Annotated in this window: 11 protein-coding genes, 4 pseudogenes and 1 other annotated feature; of the genes and pseudogenes, 9 read left to right on the top strand and 6 right to left on the bottom strand. The window is 64.9% G+C overall.

What is annotated here, in order from left to right:
• The first annotated feature begins 53 nt into the window (after nucleotides 1-53).
• The gene (locus ABNQ38_RS06385) at nucleotides 54-887 is read left to right on the top strand and encodes a class I SAM-dependent methyltransferase (RefSeq protein WP_377806302.1); all 834 of its coding nucleotides are present in this window, start codon (nucleotides 54-56) and stop codon (nucleotides 885-887) included.
• Between the two features lie 75 nt (nucleotides 888-962).
• Here ABNQ38_RS06385 and ABNQ38_RS06380 read toward each other — a convergent pair whose 3' ends face one another.
• On the bottom strand, nucleotides 963-1,277 hold the full coding sequence (locus ABNQ38_RS06380) for a hypothetical protein (protein WP_377806480.1): 315 nt from the start codon (nucleotides 1,275-1,277) through the stop codon (nucleotides 963-965).
• Here ABNQ38_RS06380 and ABNQ38_RS06375 point away from each other — a divergent pair.
• The 3 genes and pseudogenes from ABNQ38_RS06375 to ABNQ38_RS06365 form a co-directional block, all read left to right on the top strand.
• A pseudogene (locus ABNQ38_RS06375) lies at nucleotides 1,266-1,447 on the top strand (hypothetical protein); the annotation flags it as partial. The gene ABNQ38_RS06380 and the pseudogene ABNQ38_RS06375 overlap by 12 nt on opposite strands.
• Nucleotides 1,361-1,453 (top strand) — a sequence feature (AL1L pseudoknot). It overlaps the preceding pseudogene by 87 nt.
• 63 nt (nucleotides 1,454-1,516) lie before the next feature.
• Nucleotides 1,517-2,668 carry an IS110-like element ISAzs35 family transposase gene (locus ABNQ38_RS06370; protein WP_377806301.1) on the top strand — a complete coding sequence of 384 codons (1,152 nt, stop codon included), beginning with the start codon at nucleotides 1,517-1,519 and terminating at the stop codon, nucleotides 2,666-2,668.
• A gap of 302 nt (nucleotides 2,669-2,970) precedes the next feature.
• A pseudogene (locus ABNQ38_RS06365) lies at nucleotides 2,971-3,736 on the top strand (IS3 family transposase); the annotation flags it as partial.
• Here the strand turns inward: ABNQ38_RS06365 and ABNQ38_RS06360 are convergent.
• Together ABNQ38_RS06360 and ABNQ38_RS06355 are read right to left on the bottom strand one after the other, a co-directional pair.
• Nucleotides 3,649-4,759 (bottom strand): annotated as a pseudogene (locus tag ABNQ38_RS06360) (IS5 family transposase). The pseudogenes ABNQ38_RS06365 and ABNQ38_RS06360 overlap by 88 nt on opposite strands.
• Before the next feature lie 80 nt (nucleotides 4,760-4,839).
• Nucleotides 4,840-5,223 (bottom strand): hypothetical protein, encoded by a 384-nt coding sequence (locus ABNQ38_RS06355; protein WP_377806300.1) that lies wholly within the window; start codon nucleotides 5,221-5,223, stop codon nucleotides 4,840-4,842.
• 2,594 nt (nucleotides 5,224-7,817) lie between these two features.
• Here ABNQ38_RS06355 and ABNQ38_RS06350 point away from each other — a divergent pair.
• Complete coding sequence (locus tag ABNQ38_RS06350; RefSeq protein ID WP_377806299.1) at nucleotides 7,818-8,174, top strand: hypothetical protein; 357 nt, start codon at nucleotides 7,818-7,820, stop codon at nucleotides 8,172-8,174.
• Here ABNQ38_RS06350 and ABNQ38_RS06345 read toward each other — a convergent pair.
• Nucleotides 8,162-8,440, bottom strand: a complete 279-nt coding sequence (locus ABNQ38_RS06345; protein WP_377806298.1) for a transposase — start codon at nucleotides 8,438-8,440, stop codon at nucleotides 8,162-8,164. The genes ABNQ38_RS06350 and ABNQ38_RS06345 overlap by 13 nt on opposite strands.
• Before the next feature lie 10 nt (nucleotides 8,441-8,450).
• Nucleotides 8,451-8,870, bottom strand: a pseudogene (locus tag ABNQ38_RS06340) (DDE-type integrase/transposase/recombinase); the annotation flags it as partial.
• Here ABNQ38_RS06340 and ABNQ38_RS06335 point away from each other — a divergent pair.
• The 3 genes from ABNQ38_RS06335 to ABNQ38_RS06325 all read left to right on the top strand — a co-directional run bounded on the left by ABNQ38_RS06335 (nucleotide 8,860) and on the right by ABNQ38_RS06325 (nucleotide 12,993).
• Nucleotides 8,860-9,138 carry a hypothetical protein gene (locus ABNQ38_RS06335; RefSeq protein WP_377806297.1) on the top strand — a complete coding sequence of 93 codons (279 nt, stop codon included), beginning with the start codon at nucleotides 8,860-8,862 and terminating at the stop codon, nucleotides 9,136-9,138. The pseudogene ABNQ38_RS06340 and the gene ABNQ38_RS06335 sit on opposite strands and share 11 nt — an antisense overlap.
• Before the next feature lie 334 nt (nucleotides 9,139-9,472).
• Nucleotides 9,473-10,996 (top strand): tetratricopeptide repeat protein, encoded by a 1,524-nt coding sequence (locus ABNQ38_RS06330; RefSeq protein WP_377806296.1) that lies wholly within the window; start codon nucleotides 9,473-9,475, stop codon nucleotides 10,994-10,996.
• Nucleotides 10,993-12,993, top strand: a complete 2,001-nt coding sequence (locus ABNQ38_RS06325) for a tetratricopeptide repeat protein (protein ID WP_377806295.1) — start codon at nucleotides 10,993-10,995, stop codon at nucleotides 12,991-12,993. Before ABNQ38_RS06330 ends, ABNQ38_RS06325 begins: the two co-directional genes overlap by 4 nt.
• Here the strand turns inward: ABNQ38_RS06325 and ABNQ38_RS06320 are convergent.
• The gene (locus ABNQ38_RS06320) at nucleotides 12,974-14,272 is read right to left on the bottom strand and encodes an HAD-IIIA family hydrolase (RefSeq protein WP_377806294.1); all 1,299 of its coding nucleotides are present in this window, start codon (nucleotides 14,270-14,272) and stop codon (nucleotides 12,974-12,976) included. The two genes, ABNQ38_RS06325 and ABNQ38_RS06320, sit on opposite strands and share 20 nt — an antisense overlap.
• Before the next feature lie 381 nt (nucleotides 14,273-14,653).
• Between ABNQ38_RS06320 and ABNQ38_RS06315 the strand changes: the two genes are divergently transcribed.
• Nucleotides 14,654-15,601 carry an NAD-dependent epimerase/dehydratase family protein gene (locus tag ABNQ38_RS06315; RefSeq protein ID WP_377806293.1) on the top strand — a complete coding sequence of 316 codons (948 nt, stop codon included), beginning with the start codon at nucleotides 14,654-14,656 and terminating at the stop codon, nucleotides 15,599-15,601.
• Nucleotides 15,602-16,005: the final 404 nt, after the last annotated feature.

Here is a 16,005-nt window from a genome sequence, read left to right as displayed (position 1 = left end):
CCGGCTTCTACCGATAGCGCCGTCTTCTCCTTCCACCACACCGGACCGCCGCGATGAGCGAAGCGCCGTCTTCTTCCCCCGCCCCCGACACCGCATCCGCGGTGCACAGCGGGTCGGCCGACCGCTTCGGCTATGAGTGGGGCCGCTATGCCGAGCTGAAGGGTATCTACGAAGAGCAGTTCCGCCGCTGGACGCCCTTCCTCAAGCCGGAGGACTGGCGCGGCCTGACCTTCGTCGATGTCGGCTGCGGCATGGGGCGCAACAGCCATTGGCCGATGAGCTACGGTGCGGCCGGCGGGCTGGCCATCGACATCGACGAGCGCAGCCTTGCCTCGGCCCGCGCCACGCTGGCGCCGCATCCGGCGATGGAGGTGCGCCGCCAGAGCGCCTATGAGCTGAACGATGTGGAGCGCTTCGACCTCGCCTTCTCCATCGGGGTCATCCACCATCTGGCCCATCCGGAAGCCGCGCTCGCCAACATGGCGCGTGCGGTGAAACCCGGCGGACGGGTGATGGTCTGGGTCTATGGCCGCGAGAACAACGGCTGGATCGTCCACTTCGCCGACCCGCTGCGCAAGGCGCTGTTCAGCCGCCTGCCGATCGGGCTGGTGCATGCGCTGTCCCTGCCGCCGACCGCGCTCTTGTGGCTGGCCTTGCGGCTGGGGCTGGACCGGCTGGAATATTTCCGCCTGATCCGCCGCTTCGACTTCGCGCATCTGCGCTCCATCGTCTTCGACCAGATGCTGCCGAAGATCGCCAACTACTGGCGCCGTGACGAGGTGGAGGCGCTGATGAAGGGCGCCGGGCTGGAAGACGTGCAGCTCGCCTGGGTCAACGAGATCTCCTGGGCGGCGATCGGAGCGAAGCCCCGTGACGGAGTGCTTTGATCGGACTTCAATCCGGTTGGCACCGCTTCAATTTGCGTCCACCGTGCGTCACGCCAGCCCTTTTGCCCGCGCGTATCATCCGTCCTCACGGCAGCGCGCGGCCATCCGCCGCGGCCGATTCTTCCGACGCTTTTCGGCCATGCGGATCGCGGCTGCGGCACGCTCGGCCGCCCCTGGCGCCGCATCCGGGCGCTCGGCATCCGGCAGGCCCCAATAATCAAAGCTGCTGGTCATCACCGCGACGAGGCGGCGCATCTCGGTCCGGACCCGGTCGCCAGCCTTGCGCGCGGCGTCGCGGTGCTCTGGCGGACACAGGCCGGTATCGGCTGAACCGTCCCAGGTTTGCTTGAGGCCCCGTCTCTTGAGGCTGGGATCAACATGACGAAGCAAGCATCACCCAAATACGCTCCAGAAGTGCGCGAGCGCGCAGTTCGGGGGTTGCGCCAGGCGAACGAGATCCTACGCAAGCTGTCGGTGTATTTCGCCCAGGCGGAGCTCGACCGCCCGGTTCGGAAACGATCGCCTTCATCGACGCGCATCGCCCCGTTCACGGGGTCGAGATCCTATGAGGTGAAGAGCGACTGGAACCGGGTCAGAGTTCTGGTCCAGCACTGAACCCGGAGGCCGTCATGTCCAGCACATCCAATTCCACCGCCATTCGTGTCGATCTCGGCGCGATCTTCGTTTCGCTTGAGCTGAGCCAGTCGAAATGGCTGGTCACATCACTGACGCCGGGTGGTGGCGAGAAGATGTCGAAACATCTGGTCAAGGCAGGGGATATTGGTGATCTGCTTTTGCGGTTCGCGGAATTACGACGCAAGGCCCTGGTTCGGACTGGGAAAATCTTTCCAATTGTTGTGATCCAGGAAGCAGGGTTGGACGGCTTCTGGATTCATCGGGTCTTACTCCAGGAAGGGATCGAAAGTCACGTTGTCGACCCGGCATCGGTAGCGATTTCGCGCCGTCGTCGTCGGGCAAAGACCGACAGGATTGACGGCGAGGCGCTCGTCCGAACGTTGCTGGCCTACAAGCGGGGCGAGCCTCGCGTTTGTGCAATGGTAAGGCCGCCAACGCCTGAAGAGGAAGATCGGCGGCGGATCGCGCGGGAACGCAAGGTGCTGGTCAATGAACGGGTAGCGCACGTCAATCGGATCAAGGGGCTGCTCTACAGTCATGGCGTCGGAGCTTATGAACCGCTGCGGCGCGATCGCCGGGAGCGGCTTGATGAGCTCCGTACCGGAGATGGCCGCCCATTGCCACCCCACCTGCAGGCGCAGATTTCGCGGGAACTTGATCGCCTTGAACTGGTGCTTGCACAGATAAAGGACATCGAGCGGGCAAGTACCAACATGCTTACCGCAGAGGCGCTCGCATTTCCCGGCGCCGCTCTGTTGCTGGGCCTGAAAGGGATTGGAGCGGCCGCCGCGGCCGTGTTATGGGGCGAAGGGCTTTGCCGGCATTTCGACAACCGCAGACAGGTCGCCGCCTACGCGGGCCTCGCGCCGACACCCTGGCAGAGTGGCCAGGTGGATCACGAGCAGGGAGTTTCAAAATCAGGTAATCCACGTCTGCGCACGACGTTGATCCAGATCGCCTGGCTGTGGATCCGCCACCAGCCGGATTCCACATTGACGCTTTGGTTTAAGGATCAGGTGGCTAGGAATGGGGGACGGCTCAAGAAGACGATGATCGTCGCCGTTGCCCGAAAACTGTTCGTCGCACTTTGGAAATATACCCGTGCGGGCGTCGTCATTGAAGGTGCCGTGCTGAAGGCCGCCTGACGTTCCGAACGCTCATCAATTTCTCCGGGGAAAACCTTCCCGCTGGAGCCCGGACGGGCGAACCGAAGATCGGCATGGCTGTCAAACAGCCGCGGTTTGAGAATGGTCTCGCCCAATTGAGCCTTGCCCGCCGCATGCGGGATGTTGGTGCAGTCGCTCCAGTCGACTGACCGTATATAAGTTGGATCAGGCCCGGTTTCCGGGCCGCGTCATTGAAGCAGGCTCACGCCGTGGATACCAGATAGCGCTACAGGAGCATAAAATGAAAAGCTGACGAACATTTCCGTTGATTCTCCTCATATAAGCCGATCTGCCGAGTGCTGCCGATCGCCCCGTCTACTTACCACGCCCATGCCGCCCGGCGGGCTGATCCGTCCAAGGTGCCAGCCCGCTCACGAAGCGACGCGGAGGTGAGCTTGGCTATCCGGCGGGTCTGGGACGCGAACTTCCAGGTTTATGGGGTCCGCAAGGTGTGGCGGCAGTTGCGGCGAGAGGGCATCGATGTGGCGCGCTGCACGGCGGCCCGGCTGATGAAACACATGGGTCTGAAGGGGGCGACACGGGGCAAGACGGTCCGCACCACGATCAGCGATCGGGCGGCGCCATGGCCCCGCTGACCGGGTGAACCGGCAATTCCAGACGCCGCGTCCGAACGCCTTGTGGTTGGCCGATTTCACGTACGTATCGACATGGCAGGGCTTCGTCTACATGGCCTTCGTCATCGACGCCTTCGCGCGCCGCATCGTGGGCTGGCGGGTGTCCAGCACAGCCCACGCCGGCTTCGTTCTGGATGCGCTCGAACAGGCACTTCACGACCGCCGACCGGCCAAGGGCAGCGGCCTCATCCATCACTCCGACAGGGGATCGCAATACGTTGCGATTCGCTACACCGAGCGTCTCATCGAAGCTGGGGTCGAGCCTTCCGTGGGCAGCGTTGGCGATTCCTACGATAACGCGTTGGCCGAGACCATCAACGGCCTCTACAAGACCAAGGTGATCCGGCGCCGCGGGCCATGGCGCACCTTGGAGGCCATCGAGTTCGCCACCTTGGAATGGGTCGACTGGTTCAAGGTGAACATCCAACCGACGCGGGCCGGGCCGCGATGACGCGTTTTGCGCAAACCGGCTCCCTTGATCCAGCCGAACACCTCCTCGATCCGTTTGCGGATTCTTAGGCTGCCGGCGTAGCCGGGGTGGCGGGTGGTCCGGCCGTCGATCGCCGAGCGGCGGTTGCTCGTGTTCTGCGCGACATGCGCAGCGGCGCCCAACTCGCGCATGTTCGCCACGAAATCCTTGGTGTCGTAAGCCTTGTCGGCGCCCACCGTGATGCGGTGGCGGCCAGGAATGGCCTTGACCATGGAAACCGCCGCCTCGCGTTCGGCCAAGCCGGTGGCTGCCGTCAGCCGGACATCCACTACCAGGGCGTTCCGGTTCTCCATCAGAGCGTGGCCCATGAAGGCCAGCTTCGCCGGCTGCCCGTTGCCCTTGCCGTACAGCCGCGCCTCGGGATCGCTGGTCGAGGCATGGGTCTCGTTGGACCGCTTCTCACCATGGAAGTCCCGTTCGCCGTTGCGTCCCGGCCCCGGCGGCTCGCCGCTGCCGTCCTTGGGCCGGAAGCTCTTCACCGACGCCCAGGCTTCGATCAGCGTCCCGTCCACCGAGAAATGCTCGTCCGACAGCAGCGCCTTGACTTTCGGCTGGCCCAGCACGGTGGCAAGGAACTTGGTTGCCACATCGCCGGCCAGCAGGCGCTCGCGGTTCTTGGTGAACACCGTCACGTCCCACAACCCGGGCGTCCATCGACAAGCCGACGAACCAACGGAACAGCAGGTTGTAGTCGAGCTGTTCCGTCAGCTGACGTTCCGAGCGCACCGAGTAGAAGGCCTGGAACAGCAGCGCCCGCAGCAGCTTCTCCGGCGGAATCGACGGTCGCCCGATCATCGAGTACAGCCCCTCGAACGTCGGCGACATCACCTCCAGCGCTTCATCAACGATGGCACGGATCGGTCGTAAAGGATCGCTCGCCGGAACACGGGTCTCACAGCTCACATAGCTGAACAGCCCCCCGCTGTGTTTGTCCGATCCCCGCATCGTCCCCTCGCAGGCCCCATTCTCTTCAACTGGAGAGAATCACGACCGGCAGGACGGGCATAGCCTTTTTCCGCAGCCTGTTAGGGCAGCAGACCGTTGTCAAATTTCACCGCCAGGATGATCAAACCAACGATAGCCGAGATAATGGCGATCGTGCGGTTCCTCTGCCTATTCATGGTCGCCAAATCCAGCGCCGTGCTTTTGATTTCAGTACGGAGGTGTGCCTCGGCTTCCTTGCAACGGCGGTCGAGATCCGTGAAACGACCGTCGAGTTTGAGGTCGGCGATGTCCATCCGATGAAGAATGGCATCGATGCCTTTCCTGATCTCGGCCATATCGGATTGCATCCGCTGCCTCTCCTTGACTTGCTCGTCGAGAACCACCTTGAGCGCCTCTGCGAAGGCATCCGCATTCTGTATGCCTGCTGTCCGAAGAGCCCGTGCATAGGCCATGGTATCCGTCACTGTACCTGATCTCCTAGAAAATGGAATGGCTGTTGCCGTTTTCCAGTTGGTGAGAGGGCGTTGTCACGTTAACCCGACCGGAGGCAAGGAAAGGGGGTAGCAGCGCCGCAAGGACACCTGCTACGCAACTTGGCGGGCGCACGTCTCCTGTTGCCAGAGGGGGAAAGCTTCAGCCCGGTGGGCCCGATATACTGAAGCAGTCATGAGGTGGCGGCGCAAATAGCAAAGCTGGTGAATAGGTCCATGGGCTGACAGGAACTGCTGAGCTTGGCGCGGTGAAACGTGATCGGGGATGGCCTACGCTTCCAAACCGACGACCGGCAACAGTCCGAGATTGCGGTTGCCGTCCTCGTCCTGAACCGCATGCTCCACCTCGGACGCTGTCCGCGTTGTGTGATCAGGAACACCAACCCGCCAGCATCAGCTTTTGCTGCTTCCATGCAACAGTGTCGCTGGCCGACGGCCCCATCAGCGTCCGCGATGAATGCGGTGTCGTGCTTTCGTCGCAGCCAATCAGCGTAGGCGCGCGCCCAGGTAGATTTGCCGGTGCCGCCCTTGTCGCTGATCACGAGAACGAGTTTCTTGGAGATCACATAGTCTCCTGAAATGCGGCGTTGTCTGACGCTGTGTCAGCTCCATTATGAAAGCGTTTTGCGACACGTAGAGGTGACGTCGGCGCGGTAGTTTGAAGGTTTGCAGGCACCGGTGATGCCGGCGATGTGGTGAAAAGCGAAGGGACTGTGGGAGACGCCTGAGCGGCAGACATGTCCACCATCGCGCCTGCATTTTGCTCTGAGGGCAATACCTCGGCGGCTGCCGAAGGCGACGGCGTTGAGGCATTATCGGCGCCGGTGCCGCCAGACATCGACGGCAGTTCTGCACTCTGTGCAGGACCTGAGCCAGTCTCGCGTGGTTGAGACCGTGAGTGCACATTGCGACGGCATAAAGGCCCAGGGCATCGTGCTTGCCAGTCGCCATAGAGAAATGCGAGTGAGCATATCAAGGCCACCGTTGCGGGCGGGTTGGCTATCGGCAAAGTGTGACCACAAGCCCGCATCCCGTCTGCGTGCGCTCCATCGTTTGCACCAACCGATGGAGTACAAGTGGCCACACTGGGCCGCTTGACGCAAAGAGTAGCGCCGTGCCTAGCGATCCCGGGCCGCCGGTCTGCTGACCCGGTTGTGTCCTCCGTACGAACGGTAGAAGCGCCCTCATTCGGCGTGACTGCAACGCCGTTGCGCAAGATGTCGCCACCGGTCAATATCACGGTGGAAGGCTCCATTATGACGGCGTTTGCGACACTAAAGGGCGCCGTTCCATCGTCATTTCGGCGGAGTAGGCGATGACATGCAGACAGGTCGGTGACAACGCCGGGCGCCGATAGGAGTTCAAATGACGCCTTACAAAACGCTATACTGAGCACACTGAAACCCGCGTGCGGGACGCCTCAGTCATCAGGCGCGACGGTGTATCTGCCGCAACGCGGAGCGAGTAATGTTGGGCGTCGCGACGCAGTAGCGGCAGTCAACTGAGCCGATGATATCATCCATATTGCCGTGAGAAGCATCCTCATTCGGCGTGACCGTAACGCCGTTGCGCAGGATGGCCGTCAGACAAAGGCGCATATCAAGCAACCGGCGCACACGACAGTGGAAAGCGCAATAACAGCGCTACGTTAGACAGCACAAGGTGCATGTCGCCATCGGCCACTATTACGATGGAAGGCTCCATTATGACGGCGCTCGCGACACCAATGGACTCTGTCGTGTCGTCGTTGCGACGAAGTAGGCGATGGCGTGCGGACACGTCGGCTGCAAAGCGGAGCGCCAACGGGATGTGCATATGGCGCGGGGAGACGCGCTATAACGAGCAAACGGAACCCCGTCGGCGTCACGCGCCTGTCATCAGTTGCGACGGTATAACTGCCGCATCGCGGAGCGATTGGACTTAAGGTTTTGAGATGAACGGTGGCGTTGGCAGAATGCGGTGTTCGCGCCGTTTCTGTCGTATGTCTTGCCATCCAGCGACCGCGTATTCTGACAAAAGGCGAAGACGTGCGGGTGTCGTCAGTGGCAACGTGGGCGCTTATCCTGGGTTGAGCAGGATGCAATGCCTGTCCCCATGCGAACGGCAAAAATCTCCCCTATTCGCACGCATTTGCGCGCAAATAGGGGAGATTGCCGCAGAACCGATGCCGTGTATGGAACAAGCCCCCCCGCCAGTCCGTGTATGGAACAAGCCCCCCTTGTTCCATACAGTTAAGAATATGGCATAAGGGGGACGGGTCAGAACCAGCGAGAAGGGGGGCGATATTGGCGAACGTCGAGCAGGAGCAACAGCGCCTGCTGGCGGAAGCCAGGACAGTGGAGGCGCAGGTGCGCCTTGTACATTTCCGGACTTACGTAGTACCCGCCACCGGCTGATCCTGCCGCATCCCCCCTGCCATCTACCCTGTCGTCCTGAAGCCAACAGGAGGGGCACGGAGTATGGGCGAGCCGCACGGCGTCAGCGCCGCCTTGCGGGAGAAGCGGAGAGCGATCTGCGGGGCAATCCTTGAGCTTGAGAAGCGAATGGCTCAATAGCGGACCGACTTGGTGCACCTGGACGCCACCTTGCGCCTGTTCGCCCCGGAACTGGAGCCGGAGAGCATCGCGCCGAAGAAACCGCCAGCGGCGCGCTCCCACTACTTCGCCATCGGCGAGCTGGCGCGCCGCTGCCTGGAAGCGCTGCGCACGGCAGAGGGACGTGTCGTTGCTGCCGAGGAGATCGCCGTCGCCCCCATGCGCGACAAAGGGCTTGATCCGGAAGACCGCAAGACCCGCTCCGACTTCATCCAGCGCGTGCTCAACACTCTGACCGTCCAGAAAGGCAAGGGCATGGTGGAGAAGATTGGCAATGGCCTAGGCACCCGCTGGCGCCTTTCGGTCGAACCCGCCGATCACGCCGAGTGAGCGCGCTGCCAGTAGCCGCAGAAGTCGACCGACGGGTCGGTCTTCGTCACCAGCCCGACCACGATGCGGAACTGCTCGCCATTGCTGGTCCGGCGACGATCCTCTCGGAAGGCGGCCTCATTGGCATAGCGGTGCAGGTAAAGGCCCGAGATGTGATGATGATGCCCGATCTCTCCGCGGCGGATGCGCGAGAAGAAGGCTTCCGCCCCGTCGGTGCAGGCGCCGTCCTGGCTGTAGTGAACCGCGCCGGGTTTCCCGGAGGCCATTTGTGGTGAGTCACGCCGCGATGGCGACGTCCTCGGTTTGGGCATAGTAACGCGCTTCGGCCTCGGCGGGAGGAATGTTGCCGATGGGTTCGAGGAGGCGCCGGTGGTTGAACCAGTCGACCCATTCCAGGGTGGCGAACTCGATGGCCTCCAAGGTGCGCCATGGCCCGCGGCGCCGGATCACCTTGGTCTTGTAGAGGCCGTTGATGGTCTCGGCCAACGCGTTATCGTAGGAATCGCCAACGCTGCCCACGGAAGGCTCGACCCCAGCTTCGGTGAGACGCTCGGTGTAGCGAATCGCAACGTATTGCGATCCCCTGTCGGAGTGATGGATGAGGCCGCTGCCCTTGGCCGGTCGGCGGTCGTGAAGTGCCTGTTCGAGCGCATCCAGAACGAAGCCGGCGTGGGTTGTGCTGGACATGGGCCGCCACAATGACACCGGACACCTGCACGTCCACATCGCGGTCGGTGCCGACGGCCGGCGGCTGGCGCCCGGTCCCGCCGACCTCCAGCACTGGCGCGAGCGGTTCGCGCTTGAACTGCGGCGGCTCGGCGTGGAGGCCGAGGCCACCCCCCGCGTCGCTCGCAACCGGCCGCGCGACGCCGATCCCCCAAACGCCCACCAGGCACGCCAGCACGGCGCACACCCACACGCGGCCGATACCGTCGGCACCGCCGTTGGCCGACAAGAGCCGTGATCGTCGCGGGCGGCGGGGGCTCGCCACCGTCCCGCGCACCACATGGAACGGTGAGCATGCCCCTGCGCCCTCCGTTCCCAGCCGGTCCGGTGACGTGCCAGGGCGGGCCCCCGAGCCCACCCGGTCCCGTCCGCGGAGGCGGGGTTGACCCCGCAAGTTTGGCGCCGCAAGCCCCCCACCCTGGAGCGGCGGACCAGGGCTGGGTAGTTCTGGCGCATATTGCTGACGGCCGGGGTCTTGGGTTAAGAAGCCGCGGGTCCGTGCGACAATCGATCCGCGCCGCCGGCCATTTGCGCGATTGAGCGTTGAGGGCCAGACGTTGAGGGCTCAAGCCTTGGGGGTTGCCATTTCCGAGTTCTCGCCGGCCTTCGTCCAGGCCTACAACACCGGTGCGGCGCTGTTCCAGGCCGGCCGCTTCGACGAGGCGGCCACCATCTACCACCGCCTGATCGACGAAAACCCGGACATCGCGACGCCGCATGCCGCCACCCTGCATGGCGCCCTGGGCTTGTGCCTGCGCGCCGCCGGCCGGCCGGACGAGGCGATGGAACCGCTGAAACAGGCTCTGCGGCTGAAGCCCGACCATCTGGACGCGTTGAACGCGCTGGGCGGCATCCTGCTCGACCGCCGCCACATCGAGCATGCGCTGATCGCCTTCCACGAGCTGGTGAAGCGGAAGCCCGACTATCCAGGCGCGCTGCTGACGCTGGGCAACCTGTTCATGTTCAGCGGCGAGGCCAAGCGGGCGCGCGCCGTCTACCGGCTGGCGCTGGTCGTCGAGCCGGACGTGGCCGTCAATTACAACAACCTCGGCGCCGTCAGCCTCAGCCTCGGCCATCTGGCGGAGGCGGCGCTGAACTACCGCCGCGCGCTCGCCATCGACGTGGGCAAGCCAGAATACCGCAAGAATCTGGGCACCTGCCTGCTGATGGCCGGCGACTACGCCAACGGCACCGTCGCCTATGAGGGCCGGCTGGAGCAGGGGGTCTGGCGCAAGCGCAACATGCCGGGCGTGCTGTGGCAGGGCCAGCCTCTGGCGGATAAGACCCTGCTGGTGCATTTCGAGCAGGGTCTGGGCGATTCCTTCCAGTACATCCGCTATGCCGGCGTGCTGAAGCGGATGGGCGCGCGGGTGCTCTACGAATGCCAGCCGGCGCTGAAGCGCGTGCTGTCGACCGCCCCCGACCTGGACGGGCTGTTCGCCTTCGGCGAGCCGCTGCCGACCTACGACTACCACATCTCGCTGATGAGCCTGATGCATCGGCTGGGCACCACGCCGGACACTGCCCCCGGCGGCGTTCCCTATCTGCGGGCCGAGCCGCGGTTGCAGGCCGCCTGGGCGGAGCGGCTGGACCGGCTGGAGGGGGGCAATCGCCCGGCCTTGCGCATCGGCATCAACTGGCACGGCAACGAGACCGGCAAGTCGATCCCGCTGGAGTGCTTCGAGGCGATGGGGAAGCTGCCCGGCGTCCGGCTCTACAGCCTGCAGAAGGTGTCGGGCCTGGACCATCTGGAGCGGCTGCGCGACCGGGTGGCGGTGACCGAGCTGGGGGCGGATTTCGACGCCGGGCCGGATGCCTTCCTCGACACCGCCGCGGTGATGGCCAACATGGACCTGATCGTCACCTGCGACACTTCGGTCTGCCACCTGGCCGGCGCCATGGGGCGGCCGACCTGGGTGGTGCTGAAATGGTTCGCCGACTGGCGCTGGCTGCGCGATCGGCTCGACAGTCCCTGGTACCCGACCATGCGCCTGTTCCGCCAGGCCAGCCCCAACGACTGGGCCGAGGTGATGGCCAGGGTGACGGCTGACGTGGCGCCCCAGGTTTCGATCAAGACCAGTGAGGCCCGGCGATGACGCTGAACGAAGCTCTGCAGCTGGCGCTGCAGCATTTCCGGGCCGGCCGCGCGGCCGAGGCGGAGCGGGTGTGCCGGGCGATCCTGAACGCCGTTCCCGGCCAGGGCGAGGTCACCCAGCTGCTGGGCACGGTGGTGATGATGCAGAACCGCCCGCAGGAGGCGGAGACCATCCTGCGCGCCTCGATCGCCGCCAAGCCGGACTTGCCCGACAGCCACGGCAATCTCGGCACCGTGCTGCAGTCGCTGGGCCGCATGGGCGAAGCGCTGGCCGCGCACGACCGCTGCGTCCAGCTGACGCCCGGCACGCCGGAGGGCTACGTCAACCGCGGCTCGACCCGGCTGGCGCTGGGCGACCGCAACGGGGCGGCGACCGATTTCGCCCGTGCGCTGAAGCTGCAGCCGATCGACACGCTCGCCGCAGCCAATCTCGGCGTGGCGCTGCGCGAGGGCCAGCGGATGGCCGAGGCGCTCCGCGCCCTGACCCGGGCGCTGGTCGTCGAGCCCGGCAACGGCGAGGCGATGCTGGGATATGCCCACGCCCTGCGCGAAGTGGGCCGCCTGGACGAGGCCGAGACCGCCTATGCCCGGGCGGTGACGCTGACGCCGGCCAAGACCGAAGCGCTGTGCTACCACCTCTATCTCAAGCAGACGCTGTGCGCCTGGAATGAGTACGACCGGCTGTGCGCCCGGGTGACGGAGACCATCGACCAGGACGCCGGCGTCGTCATCCCGCTGGCCACCTTGTCGATCGACACCACCCCGGCCCAGCAGGACCGCTCGGCCCGTCTCTTCTACGACCGGCTGGTCAAGCGCCCCTCGGCCCCACCGATGCCGGCGCGGCCGGAAAACCGCTCCGGCAACCGGCTGCGCATCGCCTATGTCTCGGCCGATTTCCACGAGCACGCCACCGCCTATCTGGCGGCCGAGCTGTTCGAGCTGCACGACCGCGGGCGGTTCGAAGTGCTGGCCTATTCCTACGGCCCCGACGACGGCAGCGCGATGCGCCAGCGGCTGGTGACGGCCTTCGACCGCTTCCGCGACATCCGCAGCGTGCCACTGGACGCGGTCGCCCGCTGCATGGCCGACGACGGCGTCGACATCATGATCGACCTGAAGGGCTACACGAAGCAGACCCGGCTCGACCTGCTGTCGCGCCGGCTGGCGCCGGTCGAGGTCAGTTACCTGGGCTATCCCGGCACCATCGGCTGCCCGCACATGGACTATGTGATCGGCGACCGCTTCGTCACCCCGCCGGAGCACCAGCCCTTCTATGCCGAGCGGCTGGCGATCCTGCCCGATGCCTATCAGATCAACGACCGCCGCCGCCCGCTGCCGGATCAGGGGCCCGGCCAGGTTCCGTCTCGGGCCGACTGCGGCTTGCCGGAGGACGGCGTCGTCTTCGCCGCCTTCAACACCGCCTACAAGATCAGCCCGACCATGTTCGCCCTGTGGATGCGCATCCTGAAGCGCGTGCCCGGATCGGTCCTGTGGCTGTTCGAAGCCAATCCGCGGGCCGCAGCCAACCTGAAGGCCACAGCCGAGGCCCAGGGCGTCGACCCCGGCCGGTTGGTCTTCGCCCCGCCCCGCCCGCTGGCTGACCACATCGCCCGTTACCGCGTCGCCGATCTGGCGCTCGACACCCTGCCCTACACCGGCCACACCACCACCAGCGACGCGCTGTGGGCCGGCTGCCCGGTGGTGACCTGCCTGGGCGGGAGCTTCGCGTCCAGGGTGGCGGCGAGCCTGCTGAACGCGGCCGGCCTGCCCGACACCATCACCCGCTCACTGTCTGAGTACGAGGCGTTGGCGGTGGCGCTCGCCGGCGACCCCGTCCGACGCGCGGGCTTCCGCAAGCGGCTGGAGGAGGGGCGGATGACGGCGCCGCTGTTCGACAGCCACCGCTTCACCCGCAACCTGGAACGCGCCTATCAGGTCATGTGGTCGCTGCACAAGGCCGGCAAGCCGCCGCAGGGCTTCATTCTGCCGGCCGGCTGACGCTGTTGGCCGACGGCTCCTCGTCCAGGATGCGGCGCACATGCTCCAGCAGGTTGCCGCCGGTGAAGAGGTGGCCCGGAATGCCGATGGCCCGCGCCGCTGCCATATCGGTCTCGCGGTCGCCGATCACGAAGCTGGCGGCGAGGTCCACCGGCCAATGGGCCATCAGGTCGCGCAGCATGCCCGCTTCCGGCTTGCGCCAGTCCGAGATGCGGCGATAGCGCTCCACCGTCCCATCAAGGTGATAGGGGCAATAGCGGATGTCGTCGAGATGGGCGCCGTTGCGGCGCAGTTCCTCCCGCATCCAGCCATGCAGGAGGTGGATCGCCTCCTCCTCGTAATAGCCGTGGGCCACGCCCGCCTGGTTGGTGATGAGGAAGACGTAATAGCCGCGGTCGTTCAGCAACTTGATCGCGTCGACAGCGCCGTCGACCCAGTCGAAATGGTCCTGGCGGTGGACGTAGCCGTGGTCGAGGTTCACCACCCCGTCGCGGTCGAGGAAAGCCGCGGGCCGGCGCTGCCAAGCGCCCAGCAGTTCGTTGGCGTGGGCGAGATCCTCGGGGATGCCGATGTCGATGAAAGCGCCGCCATAGCAGCGGCCGGCCAGTTCCCCCCGTTTGGCAAGCGCCGGCAGCACGTCGCGTTCCAGCGAGCAGGGACCGGCCGGGATATGGCCGAGAATGCGGCGGTCCATCCAATAGATGCCGCCGTTGATCAGGCCCGCTCCAGCCTGCTCTGGCCGTTCGGCGAAGGCGCGGATGCGCTCGCCCTCCAGCCGCACGCTGCCATAGCGTGCCGCGTCTGTCACCCGGCGCAGGGCCACCCGCGCCAGCGCTCCCGGATCGAGCGGCGCCGTCAGATCCAGAAGGTTGATGTCGAAGAAGGAATCGCCGTTCAGCAGCAGGAAGCGCTCGTCCAGCGCGTCGGCCCCCTGGACAAGGGCGCCGCCGGTTCCGGCCGGCGTGTCTTCGATCAGGCAGGACAAGGCGACGCCGAAACGGCTGGAGCGCCCGTCGGCCGTGGCCGCTTCTGCGCAATAATCGCGCAGCACCTCGCCGCGATAACCGCCCAGCAGCAGCACCCGGTCGAATCCAAAACGGGCGAGATTGCCGATCAGATGGTCGAGGAAGGGTTTGCCCGCCACGTCCAGCAGCGGCTTCGGCGTCAGGCGCGTGCGCTCTCCCAGCCGGGTGCCGAGGCCGCCGACCAGGATGACGCATTGGCGGGGAAGCGGCGCCGGGTTGGACACGGGGATCGGTTCGGAGACGGGCATGGTCATGGGGGCACGGAAATGCAGGGGGCGGAGTCATCCTCCGGCGTATGATGCGGCAAGTCTAGAAAAAGGACCTACCCTGGCCCCCTTCACCCGTCCAACCCTTCTATATAGTTCCCGCCAACAGAGCGGAAAACCGCGGCTCCTCCGGTCCTCGCTCCCCTTTTAGTATTCAATATTTTAAATTTTACGCTCATGAATGGTGACGTGCGGCGAAACTGATTCTTGCGTTACCCGACTGGTCCGGACTACCTATGCCGCGGTTCGCAACGCGGCATCTCCCACCCCCGCAAAATCGCCTGCCTCAGAGCCGCCCGCTTCGGAACCATCCGTTTTCCCGCGCTGCCGCCGGCGGCGCCCATCCCGCCTGTTGGTAGAGGTCACCGCATGTCCCAGCCCCTGAACATTCTTGTCACCGGCGGTGCCGGCTATCTCGGATCGATCATGGTGCCGGCGCTGCTCGACGCCGGCCATTCGGTCACGGTGCTCGACAACTTCCTGTTCCGGCAGGCTACGCTGAACCATGTCTGCGCCAACCCGAACTTCGACCTGGTGCGCGGCGACGCCCGTGACGAGGCGATCTTGCGGACGCTGACGAAGAACGCCGACCTCGTCATCCCGCTGGCGGCGCTGGTCGGCGCCCCGCTGTGCGATGCCGACAAAATCGGGGCCGAGACCATCAACCGGGACGCGGTCGTCACCCTGACCAGGATCCTGTCCAAGGACCAGCGCATCGTCATGCCGGTGACCAACTCCGGCTACGGCATCGGCGAGCAGGGGAAGTTCTGCACCGAGGACAGTCCGCTCAACCCGATCTCGCTCTACGGCCGCACCAAGGTCGATGCCGAGAAGGCAGTACTGGACCGTGGCAATTCCATCAGCTTCCGCCTCGCCACCGTGTTCGGCATGGCCCCGCGCATGCGTGTTGATCTGCTGGTGAACGACTTCGTCTATCGCGCCGTCAACGACCGCGCTGTGGTGCTGTTCGAGCCGCACTTCAAACGCAACTACATCCATGTCCGCGACGTCACCCGCGCCTTCCTGCACGGGCTGGCGAATTTCGACGATATGCGGGGCCGCCCGTACAATGTGGGTCTGTCCGATGCCAACCTGTCGAAATGGGAGTTGTGCGAGCGGATCCAGAAGCATTTGCCAAAGTTCGTGTATCTGGAGGCGCCGATCGGCGAAGACCCCGACAAGCGCGATTACATCGTTTCCAACGAGCGGATCGAGGCGACCGGGTTCAAGCCGGCCTTTTCACTGGATGACGGCATCCGCGAACTGATCAAGGGCTACCGGATGGTCCGAAACGCGATCTACGGCAACGTCCTGTAACCGGCCCCCGCGCCGGCAGGGGAGAACCCGGGGCCGAAGCCGGAGGCGATGATTGAACGTAGGGGCGCTGCGTCCGGGCGACGCGATGCCCCTCCTCCGTCACTAGGACGAAGACCTCCTCGGCGCTGTAGGACAATCTGACCCAGTTGCGCTCCTGAAGAAGCTTTGCATCGGCTTCCCCGATCTGATCGATGGTCACCTCGCCATCCTTTTCGAACGCGAGGAAGCGCAGAAGTCCGATCGATGAATGCCCCATGGACGCATGGTCGACAGGCGACGGAGCGGAGCGAGTCTCGACGTATCTCTGGGTGACGTTCATAGCCGCGTCATCCCGGACAATTTTTATTTAATGAAACTTGTATTGTAGCGGGAGCATATTTTTTCCAGTCCGGATTGGCACCAAT

The organism is Azospirillum sp. A29, assembly GCF_042604625.1.
Lineage (GTDB): Bacteria > Pseudomonadota > Alphaproteobacteria > Azospirillales > Azospirillaceae > Azospirillum > Azospirillum palustre.
This window is presented reverse-complemented; position numbering and strand designations above follow the sequence as displayed.